Genomic DNA, 12,359 nt, shown 5'->3' with positions numbered 1-12,359 from the left:
GCCAGAGGGAAATGTCCGAATCCAGCGGGTAAGCGGTTGCCGGTAGCGGTAGCATGCCGTCATGCACCTCGATCCCGACACCTGCTACAAGGCCGTCGCCTCGCACGACCGCCGCTTCGACGGACGCTTCTTCGTGGGCGTGTCGTCGACCGGCGTGTACTGCCGGCCCGTGTGCGCAGTACGCACGCCCAAGCGCGAAAACTGCACCTTCTACGAGAGCGCCGCGGCGGCGGAGAAGCATGGCTTCCGCCCCTGCCTGCGCTGCCGTCCGGAGCTTGCGCCCGGGCATGGGCTGGCCGATATTTCAGGCCGGCTGGCGCAGGCAGCGGCCACGCTGATCGACGAGGGCTTCATGGCCGAAGGCAGCGTGGCCACGCTGGCGGCGCGCATCGGCGTGACCGAGCGGCACCTGCGGCGCCTGTTCGATGCGCAGTTCGGCGTGTCGGTGCTTGAGTACGCGCAGACGCAGCGGCTGCTGCTGGCCAAGCGCTTGCTGGCCGACACCGCGCTGCCGGTGACCGAAGTGGCGCTGGCGGCGGGTTTCGGCAGCGTGCGCCGCTTCAACGATGTGCTGAAGACCCGCTACGGCCTGACGCCGCTGGCGCTGCGCCGCCGCGCCGCCGACGGCGTGGCCGACCGGCTGGTGTTCGACCTGGGTTACCGCCCGCCGTTTGCCTGGGAGGCATGGCTGCGTTTCCTGGCTACCCGCGCGGTGGATGGCATCGAGGCGATCCGGGACGGCACCTATATGCGCACGCTGCTGGTGGATGCCGGCGGCAGCACGCACACCGGCTGGGTACGGATCGAACACGTGCCGCGCCGGCTGGTGCTGCGCGTGACGTTGTCGGCCTCGCTGGCGCGCGTCATTCCGCAGGCGCTGGGCAAGGTGCGCCGCCTGTGCGACCTGGGCTGCCGCCCGGACGTGGTGGACCGGCACCTGGGCGAGCTTGCCGAGGCCATGCCGGGCGTGCGCCTGCCGGGCAGCGTCGATGGCTTCGAGATCGCGGTGCGCGCGGTGGTGGGGCAGGTGATCTCGGTGGTGCAGGCGCGGCGCATCCTGGGCGCGCTGGCGCGGCACGCGGGACAGGCGCTGGACGGCACGCCCCCGGACGGCCTGCGCTACACGTTCCCGAGTGCCGCCGCCATTGCCACACTGCCAGAGCAAGGCTTGCGCGATGCCGGGGTGTCGGCGGGCAAGGCGCGCACGCTGCTGGCGCTGGCGCAGCGCGTGGCCAACGGCACGCTGGCCCTCGATGCGCACGCGCAGCCGGAACTGACCGTGGCGGCGCTGCGCGAGGTCGACGGCATCGGCGACTGGACCGCGCAGTATGTCGCCATGCGCGCGCTGGGCTGGCCCGATGCGTTCCCCGGCACCGACTATGCGCTGCGCAAGGTGCTGGGCGTCAGTACCGTGCGCGCGATGCACGAGCGCACCGCGCAATGGGCACCGTGGCGTGCCTACGCCGCCATCCACCTGTGGCATCGCTACGAAGCGATGAAGGACGCGGCCAGCGCCGCGGCCGAACCGGAGACGATCACATGACCAGCTATCGCCATATCGACAGCCCGCTCGGCACCATCCTGCTGCGCGTGCAAGGCGCACACCTGACCGGCCTCTTCTTCGCCGGGCAGAAATACCATCCCGCGGGCATTGCCGACAGCCGCGACGTGTCGCCGGCCGATGCCGCGGTGCTCGACGGCGCCGCGTCGGAACTGGCCGAATATTTCGCCGGCCGCCGCGATACCTTCACCGTGCCGGTGCGCTTTGCCGGCAGCCCGTTCCAGCAGCGCGTGTGGGAGGCGCTGCTGGCCATCCCCTGCGGCGAGACCGCGTCGTACGGCGAACTGGCCCGCACCCTGGGCCTGCCGCCCACGCATGCGCGCGCAGTCGGCGGCGCGGTGGGACGCAACCCGCTGTCGGTGATCGTGCCCTGCCATCGCGTGCTGGGCAGCGCCGGCGCGCTGACCGGCTACGCCGGCGGCATCGAGCGCAAGCGCGCCTTGCTGCAGCGCGAAGGCGTCGGCACCACGCCCGGCTGATGGCGCTGGCCGCGCTGCCATGCCGCGCCTGTTCATTGCCGTGGAAGTCCCGCCCGCGCGGGCGGCAAGGCTGCTGGCGACCCTGCCGCCCGCGCATGGTGTGCGGCCGGCAGCGCCAGAGCAGGTCCACCTGACCCTGCACTTCCTGGGTGAGTGCAACGTGCCTGGCGCCGCGCTGGAGGCCGCGCTCGACAGCATCCGCGCGCCTGCCTTCCTGCTTCAGGCGGCCGGTACCGGGCGCTTCCGCAGCGGCCAGGGTTCGGTGCTGTGGGCAGGCCTGGCGCCAGGTCCCGGCCTGGACGCGCTGCGCGCCCTGCACGCCGATGTCGGGCAGGCGCTGGCCGGGGCCGCGGGCATTACCCCAGAGCGGCGGCGCTTCCATCCGCACCTGACGCTGGCGCGCTGCAAGCCGTCAGTGCCCGAAAGCGTGCTGCGCGCCTGGCTCGACACGCACCGCACGCTGGCCAGCGAGCCCTGGCACGTGCAGCGGCTGGTGCTGTTCGAAAGCCGGCTCGGCCCGCAAGGTCCCCAGCATCTCGTGCGCCAGGCCTGGCCACTGACGCAGGCTGGCCCTACGCCAGGTTGCTGAGCCCCAGCGCCACGCCCAGCCCGCACAAGGCCGAGCCGATGGTGCGGTCCAGCAGCCGCTGGCGCCGCAGCATCGCCGCGCGCAGCGCCGGCGCGGTGAATACGCACGCCACCAGGCTGAACCACGCCAGGTGCGCCACCGACATGAATCCGCCATAAGCCCATTGCACCGGCACCGGCGTGTGCGCACCGACCACCTGGGTGTAGGTGCTGACCACGAACAGCGTGGTCTTCGGGTTCAGCGCATTGGTCAGGAAGCCCATGCGCAGCGCCGCCCACGGCCGCAGCGTGCGCGCACCTTGCAGGTCTGCTGCCAGCGCCTCGCGGTTGCGCAGGGTCTGGACGCCGATCCACACCAGGTAGGCCGCCCCCAGCATCTTCACCACCGTCAGCATGCTGTGCGCATGAGCCATCAGCAGCGCCACCCCGAACATCGTATAGAGCACATGCACCTGCACCCCCAGCGCGATTCCGAGGGCGCTGAGCAGGCCGGCGCGGCGGCCGTACAGGTAGCTGTTGCGGGTCACCATGGCGAAGTCCGGGCCCGGACTGACAACGGCCAGCACGGTCACGGCGGCGACCGCCAGGGATTCGGCGATTGGGGGCATTTTCTGTCAGGTTACGTTGTAATTATCCGGAGATCGCCACATCGGGAGATCCGGGCGTACCCAATTCTGCGTGCCGGAAAGCGCCGTCACAACCGATATATACTCGCGCAATTACGTGAGAAAAACTGACTGATGCACTGGCTGGGCTGGATCCGATTCTTCGAGGCCGCGGCACGCCACGAAAGCTTTGTCCGGGCGGCGGAGGAACTGCACCTGACCCATGGCGCGGTCAGCCGGCAGATCCGCCAGCTCGAGGACACGCTGGGCGTGGCGCTGTTCGAGCGGCGCAACCGCGGGGTCTTCCTGACCGAGGCGGGGCGCACGCTGTTTGCGGCGTCCACGCAATCGATGGAGGTGCTGGCCGGCGCCGCCGCGCGCATCCGCACGCAGCCGCCGGGGCGAGCGCTGGTGCTGTCATGCGAGCCGACCATCGCCATGCGCTGGCTGATCCCGCGGCTGCCGCGCTTTGCCGCGCGCCATCCCGATATCCCGCTGCACCTGATGGCTGCGGGCGGGCCGATCGACTTCACCCGCAGCGGCGCCGACCTGGCACTGCGGCGCAATGACTTTGCCTTCGATGCGCGCTGGCACGCGCGCGAGGTAGCGCAGGAACGGGTGGGGCCGGTGTGCCGGCCACAGCTTGCGCAGGGGGCAGCCACGGTCCCGGCGCGGCTGCATACGCGCACGCGGCCCGAGGCATGGCAGCGCTGGCAGGCGGTGCGCGGCGATGCCGCCCCCGCCGTGCAGTGCGACGGCGACGCCTGGTATGAACATTTCTACCTCAGCCTGCAGGCCGCCGCAGCGGGGCTGGGCTGGGCCATGGCCTCGCAGCTGATGGCCGCCGACGAGATCGCCGATGGCCGGCTGGCCGCGCCGTTCGGCTTCGTTGCTGACGGAACGGCCTATCATTTGTTGTCGCCCGCGCCGTTTGAACACGACACGCGCCGGCTGGTGCTGCTGGCGTGGTTGCGCGAAGAGGCGCAGGCAACGCTTGCTGCGCCGCCGCCTTTACCCCCGGACGCCTGAAAGCGCCGTGCGCGCTACCCCCCGGAAGTCTGTGCTCAAGTTCTGCCACAGATCTGCCGAAGTGAGAGCATGCGTCTTGCCGGGCATCGGGACACGCGCTTAACATGCGCGCGGCCGGCAGGCCGAAGCCCCCGTACCCGGCGATCCCAGCCACTCCAGATGTTGCGTGAATCCATGAATCAGCACGATGCCTCCGGGCCAGCCGATAACGGCGCCGAATCCGACATTGAGCCGGCGGATGACCGTTATCGCCTGACGCACAACTCGCAGATCGGCACCGTGCTGCGCGACCTGTCCTGGCAGAAGTGCATGCTGAGCGTGCGCACCCGCACCGGGCACCAGTTCGTCACGTCGGTCCTGCACGTCGACCCGGTCGACCGCACCTTCGTGTTCGACTGGTGCAACGCGGAACCCGAGCGGATGTCGCTGATGACCTCGGATGAAAATGCGTTCTCGGGGCTGTTGCGCGGCGTGCCGGTCAACTTTGTGGTGGGCCAGCCGGCCGCCATGCGCTATGAGGAAGGCCCGGCCTTCGTCGTCGAATTCCCCGAGAAGCTCTACCACTTCCAGCGCCGCCGCCATTTCCGCGCGCGCACGCTGGTGACCAGGGGCTACCGCTGCGAGATCCACATGTCGGACAAGACCGTGCTGGGGCTCGATATCGCCGACCTGTCGCTGTCGGGCGTGGGGCTGCGCTCGAAGACGGTCTCGGCAGAGCACCTGCCGGTCGGCACCACGGTCGGCAAGTGCCGGCTGGACTTCCGCGAACTGGGCAAGCTTGAGCTGGACCTGCAGGTGGTTGGCCACTGGCTGGTGGGCCATGACGACAGCGCCATCCACCATTTCGGCTGCGCCTTCATCCATCCGGACGGGCGCATGGAGAACTTCCTGCAGCGGCTGGTATTTGCGCTGGAACTGGCGCACCGGGGCTGAAGCACTGGTGCCGAGGCCGCGCAACCCGGACCCGGCTTACCTCAATCCCGTGCGGCTGCCCGGGTAGTCAGCGGCAATCAGGAGCCGATCAGCCGGCCAATTGCCGCCGCGGCTTCGCGTATCGGCGGCAGCAGCCGCGAGATCATCTCTGTTTCAGAGACACGCGCGGCGCGCACGCTCACGCTCAGCCCCGCCAGCACGATGCCCGAGGCCGAGCGCACCGGGACGGCCATCGCGCGCAGGCCCGGTTCCAGCTCCTCATCGACGATCACGTAGTCCACTTCGCGGGCGCGCTCGAAGCATGCTTCCAGCTCCTGGCGCGAGACCTTGGTCTGCAGCGTGCGCGGGCGCAGTTCGGCGTGCTCGAAGAAGCCGTCCAGCACCGTGGCGGGCTGGTGCGCCAGCAGCAGCCGGCCGTTGGAGGTGCAGTAGGCCGGCAGGCGGCTGCCCATGCCTAGCGAATAGTTCAGCACCCGCTGCACTTCGGAGCGCACCAGGTACAGGATGTCGGTGCCGTCCAGGATCGCCAGCGTGCAGGTCTCGTGGATGCGCGCGCTCAGGTTGTCCAGGATCGGCTGCGCCAGAGACACCAGCGAGGTCGACGAGAAATACGCGTGGCCCAGGTGCAGCACGCGCGGCCGCAGCGCGAACTGGCCGTCCTGCTGGCTGACGTAGCCGAGCTGTTCCAGCGTATAGAGGCAGCGCCGCACCGAGGCGCGCGACAGCTGCGTGCGCTGCGCCACCTGCGAGATCGTCAGCGGGCGCTTGCGTTCCGAGAACGCCTCCAGCACGGTCAGCCCGCGCGCCAGCGACAGCATGAAGTTGGGATCGCCGGCAAAACTGGCGAGCAGGTCGGCCTGGGGCCGGGCAACGCGGACGGTGTCGGCCTGTGCATGGCCAAGACCGAGGGGGCGGAGGACGTCCATTGGGAGGTGTGTTGTCTGGGCTTGTTGTCCGATAATCGCGCAATCTTAAACCGGCTGGCCGCCAGGGGCCAGCCTTTGCTGCATGCGCGCATCGCCCGCATCGCCCGCATCGCCCGCATGGCACGCATGGCACGCATGGCACGCATGGCACGCATGGCACGCGGGCCGGATGCTGCACGGCATCAACGCCCAGGAGCGCTGGCGCCGGCGCGCCAGTGCGAAGGCCACCACTCCCACCAGGATCGCGCCGGCCATGACAAAGGCGAGCGACGGGTCCCAGGCCCCGGCCAGGTCGAGAAACCCCAGGCACCTTGGTCGGGTTGGCCATGCCGGACAGGATCAGGCCGATGCCGAATACCAGCCCGGCCAGCAATGAGAAGAGCGTGCCCATCGGTCAGCCTCCCAGCCAATGGCGCTGCACCAGCACCGTCAGGAAGCCCGCCGCCATGAAGGTCACCGTGGCGGCCAGCGAGCGCACCGAGCCCCGCGACAGGCCGCACACGCCGTGCCCGCTGGTGCAGCAAAGGCGCGGAGCGCCCGCCAGTGCAGCCCGAGGCGCGGATCATAGGCGCCGCATGCCAGGCGGGCGCCCAAAAAAAATGTCGCCGCTGGGGAGCGGCGACCGGGGAAGGTCGTCATTCAAGAGGGGGTCTTGGTGACGTAAAAAGTATAGACATTTGAATTAAGACATTACATACAACTTTGGTAGGGTGCGGCCGGCTCACATTTTCTGGATGCTTATGCTGACCGGCTCAGAAGGGTTTACCCAGGAACAGGTAAAAGCTGTATGTGCCTGCGGCGGCGCGGCCATAGGCCAGGTAAAGCGGGCCCAGCGGACTGTCCAGCGCCAGGAAGACCGAGCCGGACTTGAGCAGCCCGGTCGGGCTCCCCGGCACCAGCGGGTCGCCCATGCGGCCCGCCTCCAGCGAAAAGCCTGCGTACACGCCTTGCAGCAGGGTCTGGCGCGCCAGCTTGTTGTAGTAGACCAGCCGCGCAAACTGCAGGTTGCCGCCCAGCAGTTGCCCGGTGGCATAACCGGATTGCTGCAGGAAGCCGCCCCACTGGAACAGGTCATAGCGCGGCAACGGCTTGCCGCCGATATTGCTGCCGACCTTGAAGGCCAGCGAGACCGTGTTGTCGCCGAACGAGTGGGCATAGATGCCGTCCGCCTGCGCCTTGACATAAGCCTGGTCGGCGCCCAGCCCCGGCTGCGAGCCGTAGATGTGAAACCGGGCCGCATAGCCGAAGCGCGGGAAGTCGACGCTGTCGAGCTGGTCGAAGATGAGCCGCCCGGTGATGGCGCCGCGCCGGATATTGCCCGGGCCTGGCGACAGCGACTCCGGGCCGGTGCTCAGCGTGGCGTGTTCCGCGCCGGTCTGCAAGCCCACGCGCAGCTCGCCGTACTTGGTGAACTGGCTGCCCGCGTCCAGCGCGACGTCAAAGCGGCGCAGGTCATAGGTGGCGATGCGCGTGCTGCCCTGGAAGACATTGACCGGGCGCCGCTCCAGCTCGATGCGCGGCGCGATAAAGAAATACTGGCGCGTATCCAGAGGCTGGTAGAACTCACTGATCAGCGACGAGGTCTGGCCCACCTGCGCATCGGTGCGCCATTCGGCGCCAAGCGCATTGAGCCAGGTGCGCCGGTAGCTGCCCACCAGGTTGAAGTAGGCATCGCCGCGGAAATCCGAGCTCAGCCCGAGCCCGAAGCGCAGGTAGTCGGGACCGTAGGATTTTTCCACCGCATTGACCGCCAGCACGCGCTTGCCGGGCTCTTCCAGGATGCCGTAGTTGACGTGCTCGAAGTCGCCGGTGCCGAACAGGCGGCGCATGTCCTGGTCCAGCGTGGCCTGGTCGACCGGCTGCCCGGGCTTGGTTTCCATCACCGCGGTGGCGTAGTCCGGGTTGACGCGCTGCAGCGGCGCCAGCCGGATCTCATCGACCGGGCGGGTGTCAGGCGGCTGCACCGCCTGTTGCCTGGCGCGCAGTTGTGCATATTGCGCCGGCGGCAGCGCCAGCGGCGCGAGGCGGTCGGCGACCTTGCGCGCGGCAGCCTCGCCGATGGGGATAGTTGCCGGCAGATGGTCGAAGTCGGTCGCGGAAAAATCGCCCAGCGCCGGCTCGATCAGCACGTCGGTGGGCCGCAGCGAGGCCAGCGACGCACGCACGTTCTGCTCGGTCAGGATATTGAGCATCTGGCCGGTCACGCCGATGATCGAGGTCAGTTCCTCACGCCTCATCAGCGGCGTGCCCAGGTTCACCGCGATCACGATATCGGCGCCCATCCTGCGCGCCACGTCCACCGGCAGGTTGTCGGTCAGGCCGCCGTCGACCAGCAGCCGCCCCTCGTACTCGGCCGGCGCCACCGCGCCCGGCACCGACATGCTGGCGCGCATCACGTTGGCCAGCTCGCCCTGGCTGAACACCACCGGCGTGCCTGCCACCAGGTCCGTGGCGACAGCGCGGTAGGGAATCGGAAACTGGTCGAAGTCCCGGTAGCCGGGCACTTTGGCCAGCTGGCGCAGCACGGTCTCCAACTGCACGCCCGAGACCGCGCCCTTGGGCAGCAAGAGGCCGCTGGCCTGCACTCCGATCTCGGGCGTGAACAGGTTGGTGAAATCGTCCTGCTTGCGCCGGATGGTCAGGTCCTGGCGCGGCGGGCGTTCCTTGAAGATCCTGTCGGTGCTCAGGCCGCCGACCAGCCGCTCCATTTCGGCGGGAGCCATGCCGGTGGCATAGGCGCCCCCCACCAGCGAACCCATGCTGGTGCCTGCGATGCAGTCGACCGGGATGCGCATCGCCTCCAGCACCTTGAGCACGCCGATATGGGCCGCGCCGCGCGCGCCGCCGCCCGAGAGCACCAGGCAGATGCGGGGGCGCGCGCCCGCGGCCACCTGCGGCGTGGCTGCCGCGGCCTGGTCTGCGGGCGGCTCGATGCCCGAGGCCGTTGGCATGGATGCCGGCTCAGCGGCCAGGACCGAGCCCGCAGCCAGTGCCAGGACCGCCGGCACGAGCAGTTTGTGCAAGCAATGGAATGAGGCTGCCTTCATGGCACCGTGGGGTTCGCTGTCGGCCGCAACGGGCGGCAGTAGCCCGGCCCGGCATCAGCCGGGCGGGGAGGTCCGGCTATCTTCGGGCAAAATGCGGCATTCTGGCCGCCCCCTCGCGGCCGTGCAAAAACAATTCATCACGCCGTTCGGAAGCGTGCAGATCGGCACGCGGCCCCATGGTGCCCTGCTCTAAGATGGACACAGGCGAGGTGCTTGGGGGTTGCATGTACGGTTATTTCTTTTGCCAGACCGCAGCGGGACAGCTCACGCTCATTCCCCGCGAGAAGGACTGGATGCTGATGCTGGGCAATGGCGTGATGGGGAGGTTCCCGGATGCCCAGGCAGCGGTTGATGCCCTGCACGAAGGCACACTGCGGGTGCAGGGGCGGCGCATCGATGCCAGCGCGCTGGGCGTGCCGGCACGCGCGCACGACTGGCTCTACCATGTACTGAGCCGCTGACGCGGCGTACCGGCGGACGCGCTGTCCCGCCAAAGGGGAATCGCCATGACTGCCCTGGTCGAGTGGGCCCGCGAGCATACCTGCCGGCTGTTTCCGATGTCGGCCGAATACCACCGCAGCGACGGCAATCAGGTGCAGGTCAGCTGGCAGGCCGAGCCGGCCGGCTCGCCCGGACGCTGCCGCCTGAGCGCGGCCCTGCAGTTCGACCAGAGCGTGATCGACGCCGTCTACCTGGCCGACGCCGCCGAACTTGCCCGCATCGGCGCCAGGCTGGCCAGCGTGGTGTCGCGCCGGCTTGCCGAGGACGACATCGCCTGCCTGGCGGGCACGGCGCTGGTGATCCCGGTCGGCGAAGGGCTGCTCAGCCACTGAGGGGTCCGGCGGCAGGCCGGGGCCGGCGGGAATATACTGGCGGTTGATCCGCCAACGCGCCTGTTCGCGAACTGTCAGTGTCCCAAGCGTCCCCTGCCGTGTCCCCCGACGACCCCCGCCCGGTGCCGCCAGAGCGGCCCGGCGATGACGAGTGCTGCGGCTCCGGCTGCGATCCCTGCATCTTCGACTACTACTACCAGGAAATGGACCGCTACCGCGAGGAGCTGCGCGCCTGGGAAGCGCGCCAGGCGGCGCGTCATGCCGAGGATCCGGCAAATTGAGCGAGCCGCTGCAACTCCCGCACCCGACGTCCGCGCTGTTCGATTTCGTGCAGCGCCACCCGCGCCTGTTCGTGCTGACCGGCGCGGGTATCAGCACCGATTCCGGCATTCCCGGCTACCGTGACGCGCGCGGCCAGTGGCAGCGCTCGCAGCCGATCACGCTGCAGGCCTTCCTGGGCTCGCACGCGGGGCGCCAGCGCTACTGGGCGCGCAGCATGCTGGGCTGGCCGGTGGCGTGGCAGGCGCGGCCCAATGCCGCGCACCATGCGCTGTCGCGCCTTGGCGCGCACGGCCGGCTCACGGCGCTGGTCACGCAGAATGTCGACGGCCTGCACCAGCGCGCCGGCAGCGAGGGTGTGATCGAACTGCATGGCAGCCTGGCCAGCGCCATCTGCCTGGACTGTGGCACGCGCCATGACCGCGCCGGCCTGCAGGACTGGCTGCTGGCACAGAACGCCGCGCTGCGCGACGTGATCGCCGAGCCCGCCGCCGATGGCGACGTGCATTTCGAATCGCCGCTGTTCGCGCAGTTCCGCGTGCCCGAGTGCGGGCGCTGCGGCGGCATCCTCAAGCCGGACGTGGTGTTCTTCGGCGAATCCGTGCCGCGCCCGCGGGTAGATGCCGCCCGCGCGGCGCTGGAAGCAGCGGATGCCATGCTCGTGGTCGGTTCGTCGCTGATGGTCTATTCCGGCTACCGCTTCTGCGTCTGGGCCGGACAGATGGGCAAGCCCGTGGCCGCGCTCAACCTGGGCACCACGCGGGCGGACGCGATGCTGGCGCTGAAGGTGGAAGCCGGATGCGCGCCGACGCTGCAGGCGCTGGTGTCCCGGCTGGAGCAGCGCACAACAGAATCGCGTTGACGCGATGGCCGCACTGGCATAGCATCGCCAGACCACATCTTCGAAGTCTTCAATTCCCGCCATGACCGCAGACCGCCAACGCCCCGTCAACGCCGCGCCCCCGGGCCGCGCGTTGCCATGCGTGCGTCGCCAGCCTGCGTTCACATCTGTCGCGCCGCCGCCGTGCATCGGCGGTGCGCACCCGCCGCCGCCGCCGCGCGGCTGACGGGCACGCCCCCCAGCCTCATTCGTCTCCGGTAGTCCCGCATCCGTGTCCCTGTGCGCACGGCAGCCGCACGCCTGTGCGCGCTGCCGCTGTGCCATGGCCGCATGCGCGTCGCTGGAGCCTGCCAAGCTGACGACAGATGACATCCATGACAACCGACAAAGACTGCCCGGCGCATTTCGACGCCGCCACCGGCACACGCACCACCAACACTTCCGCCTGGGCCACGCCCCTCTTCGTGCTGCTGTGGAGCAGCGGCGCCATCGCCGCCCGGCTGGCCCTAGACCACGCCACGCCCTTCGCCTTGCTGACGCTGCGCTTCGCGCTGGTCTGCGCCGTGCTGGGCGCGATCGGCCTGGCCAGGCACCGCCTGCTGCCGCCGCGCGGCGAGTGGCGGTACACCGCCCTGACCGGCTTGCTGCTGATCGGCGGCTACTCCGTCTTTTACTTCCTTGCACTCGACCACGGCATGACACCCGGCGTGCTCGCCACCGTGCTTGGTGCCCAGCCGATGCTGACGCTGCTGCTGACCGAGCGGCGCTTCAGCGCCGCTCGCATGGCGGGCCTGGCCCTCGCGCTCGCCGGGCTGTCCATGGTGGTGGCGGACAGCCTGCTGCTGGCCAGGCTGTCGCTGGCAGGCGTGCTGTGCGCGCTGGCCTCGCTCGCCAGCACGACCGTCGGCGCCATCCTGCAGAAGCGCATCACGCGCGCACCCGCAGAAGTGCTGCCGCTGCAATACGGCGTGAGCCTCGCGGCCTGCCTGCTGTGCCTGCCTTTCCAGCCCTTCGCCTTCGATGCTTCGCTGGCTTTTGCTGCGCCGCTGTTGTGGCTGGCGCTGGTCATTTCGATCGGCGCGACGCTGCTGTTCTACCGCCTGATCCGCGCGGGCAACCTGGTCAACGTCACCAGCCTGTTCTACCTGGTGCCGGCGGGCACGGCGGTGCTCGACTACCTGCTGCTGGGCAACCGCATGGCGCCGCTGGCGATGGCGGGGATGGGGGCGGTGCTGGCG

The 12,359-nt window shown here is 69.5% G+C and carries 13 protein-coding genes and 2 pseudogenes; 10 read left to right on the top strand and 5 right to left on the bottom strand.

Annotation, left to right across the window (positions count from 1 at the left end; genetic code table 11):
• Positions 1-61 precede the first annotated feature (61 nt).
• Genes AC3WRI_RS24775 through thpR form a run of 3 tightly spaced genes read left to right on the top strand, consistent with a single transcriptional unit; the run spans position 62 to position 2,629 of the window.
• The gene (locus tag AC3WRI_RS24775; protein ID WP_010811176.1) at positions 62-1,543 is read left to right on the top strand and encodes an AlkA N-terminal domain-containing protein; all 1,482 of its coding nucleotides are present in this window, start codon (positions 62-64) and stop codon (positions 1,541-1,543) included.
• On the top strand, positions 1,540-2,040 hold the full coding sequence (locus AC3WRI_RS24770; protein WP_011617949.1) for a methylated-DNA--[protein]-cysteine S-methyltransferase: 501 nt from the start codon (positions 1,540-1,542) through the stop codon (positions 2,038-2,040). The genes AC3WRI_RS24775 and AC3WRI_RS24770 overlap by 4 nt, the downstream gene beginning before the upstream one ends.
• Positions 2,041-2,059: 19 nt before the next feature.
• Complete coding sequence (thpR, locus tag AC3WRI_RS24765; RefSeq protein WP_010811178.1) at positions 2,060-2,629, top strand: RNA 2',3'-cyclic phosphodiesterase; 570 nt, start codon at positions 2,060-2,062, stop codon at positions 2,627-2,629.
• Here thpR and AC3WRI_RS24760 read toward each other — a convergent pair.
• Entirely contained in the window at positions 2,613-3,236 is a 624-nt protein-coding gene (locus AC3WRI_RS24760; RefSeq protein WP_041688256.1) for a LysE family transporter, read from the bottom strand. The two genes, thpR and AC3WRI_RS24760, sit on opposite strands and share 17 nt — an antisense overlap.
• Positions 3,237-3,368: 132 nt before the next feature.
• On the opposite strand from AC3WRI_RS24760, the gene AC3WRI_RS24755 reads away from it, so the two are divergent.
• Positions 3,369-4,262: a LysR substrate-binding domain-containing protein gene (locus AC3WRI_RS24755; RefSeq protein WP_010811180.1), complete on the top strand. Its 894-nt coding sequence runs from the start codon at positions 3,369-3,371 to the stop codon at positions 4,260-4,262.
• 159 nt (positions 4,263-4,421) lie between these two features.
• Positions 4,422-5,195, top strand: a complete 774-nt coding sequence (locus AC3WRI_RS24750; RefSeq protein ID WP_037025021.1) for a flagellar brake protein — start codon at positions 4,422-4,424, stop codon at positions 5,193-5,195.
• Between the two features lie 77 nt (positions 5,196-5,272).
• Here the strand turns inward: AC3WRI_RS24750 and AC3WRI_RS24745 are convergent, their stop codons facing one another.
• From AC3WRI_RS24745 to AC3WRI_RS24730, 4 genes and pseudogenes are all read right to left on the bottom strand, one after another.
• On the bottom strand, positions 5,273-6,121 hold the full coding sequence (locus tag AC3WRI_RS24745) for an IclR family transcriptional regulator domain-containing protein (RefSeq protein WP_010811182.1): 849 nt from the start codon (positions 6,119-6,121) through the stop codon (positions 5,273-5,275).
• A gap of 177 nt (positions 6,122-6,298) precedes the next feature.
• Positions 6,299-6,512 (bottom strand): annotated as a pseudogene (locus tag AC3WRI_RS24740) (DUF6691 family protein); the annotation flags it as partial.
• 3 nt (positions 6,513-6,515) lie between these two features.
• Positions 6,516-6,641, bottom strand: a pseudogene (locus tag AC3WRI_RS24735) (YeeE/YedE family protein); the annotation flags it as partial.
• Between the two features lie 232 nt (positions 6,642-6,873).
• Positions 6,874-9,168 carry a patatin-like phospholipase family protein gene (locus tag AC3WRI_RS24730; protein WP_011617946.1) on the bottom strand — a complete coding sequence of 765 codons (2,295 nt, stop codon included), beginning with the start codon at positions 9,166-9,168 and terminating at the stop codon, positions 6,874-6,876.
• Between the two features lie 224 nt (positions 9,169-9,392).
• Here AC3WRI_RS24730 and AC3WRI_RS24725 point away from each other — a divergent pair, with 224 nt between their 5' ends.
• From AC3WRI_RS24725 to AC3WRI_RS24705, 5 genes are all read left to right on the top strand, one after another.
• Entirely contained in the window at positions 9,393-9,629 is a 237-nt protein-coding gene (locus AC3WRI_RS24725; protein WP_010811185.1) for a hypothetical protein, read from the top strand.
• A 45-nt stretch (positions 9,630-9,674) separates the two neighbouring features.
• Complete coding sequence (locus AC3WRI_RS24720; RefSeq protein ID WP_010811186.1) at positions 9,675-10,001, top strand: hypothetical protein; 327 nt, start codon at positions 9,675-9,677, stop codon at positions 9,999-10,001.
• A 98-nt stretch (positions 10,002-10,099) separates the two neighbouring features.
• Positions 10,100-10,282, top strand: coding sequence for an oxidoreductase-like domain-containing protein (locus AC3WRI_RS24715; RefSeq protein ID WP_338031253.1), 183 nt, complete (start codon positions 10,100-10,102; stop codon positions 10,280-10,282).
• The gene (locus AC3WRI_RS24710) at positions 10,279-11,142 is read left to right on the top strand and encodes an NAD-dependent protein deacetylase (RefSeq protein WP_010811188.1); all 864 of its coding nucleotides are present in this window, start codon (positions 10,279-10,281) and stop codon (positions 11,140-11,142) included. Before AC3WRI_RS24715 ends, AC3WRI_RS24710 begins: the two co-directional genes overlap by 4 nt.
• 353 nt (positions 11,143-11,495) lie before the next feature.
• On the top strand, positions 11,496-12,359 hold an 864-nt coding region (locus AC3WRI_RS24705), incomplete at its 3' end, for a DMT family transporter (RefSeq protein ID WP_492294268.1).

This window comes from Cupriavidus sp. FW305-27, assembly GCF_058787995.1.
Note: the sequence above shows the minus strand (reverse complement) of the source record. Positions and strands in the feature narration are given on the sequence as shown.

What these genes read in the sequence shown, in the direction of transcription:
- AC3WRI_RS24775 (WP_010811176.1), top strand. Translation starts at nt 62, where the DNA reads ATGCACCTCGATCCCGACACCTGCTACAAGGCCGTCGCCTCGCACGAC.
- AC3WRI_RS24770 (WP_011617949.1), top strand. Translation starts at nt 1,540, where the DNA reads ATGACCAGCTATCGCCATATCGACAGCCCGCTCGGCACCATCCTGCTG.
- thpR (WP_010811178.1), top strand. Translation starts at nt 2,060, where the DNA reads ATGCCGCGCCTGTTCATTGCCGTGGAAGTCCCGCCCGCGCGGGCGGCA.
- AC3WRI_RS24760 (WP_041688256.1), bottom strand. Translation starts at nt 3,236, where the DNA reads ATGCCCCCAATCGCCGAATCCCTGGCGGTCGCCGCCGTGACCGTGCTG.
- AC3WRI_RS24755 (WP_010811180.1), top strand. Translation starts at nt 3,369, where the DNA reads ATGCACTGGCTGGGCTGGATCCGATTCTTCGAGGCCGCGGCACGCCAC.
- AC3WRI_RS24750 (WP_037025021.1), top strand. Translation starts at nt 4,422, where the DNA reads ATGTTGCGTGAATCCATGAATCAGCACGATGCCTCCGGGCCAGCCGAT.
- AC3WRI_RS24745 (WP_010811182.1), bottom strand. Translation starts at nt 6,121, where the DNA reads ATGGACGTCCTCCGCCCCCTCGGTCTTGGCCATGCACAGGCCGACACC.
- AC3WRI_RS24730 (WP_011617946.1), bottom strand. Translation starts at nt 9,168, where the DNA reads ATGAAGGCAGCCTCATTCCATTGCTTGCACAAACTGCTCGTGCCGGCG.
- AC3WRI_RS24725 (WP_010811185.1), top strand. Translation starts at nt 9,393, where the DNA reads ATGTACGGTTATTTCTTTTGCCAGACCGCAGCGGGACAGCTCACGCTC.
- AC3WRI_RS24720 (WP_010811186.1), top strand. Translation starts at nt 9,675, where the DNA reads ATGACTGCCCTGGTCGAGTGGGCCCGCGAGCATACCTGCCGGCTGTTT.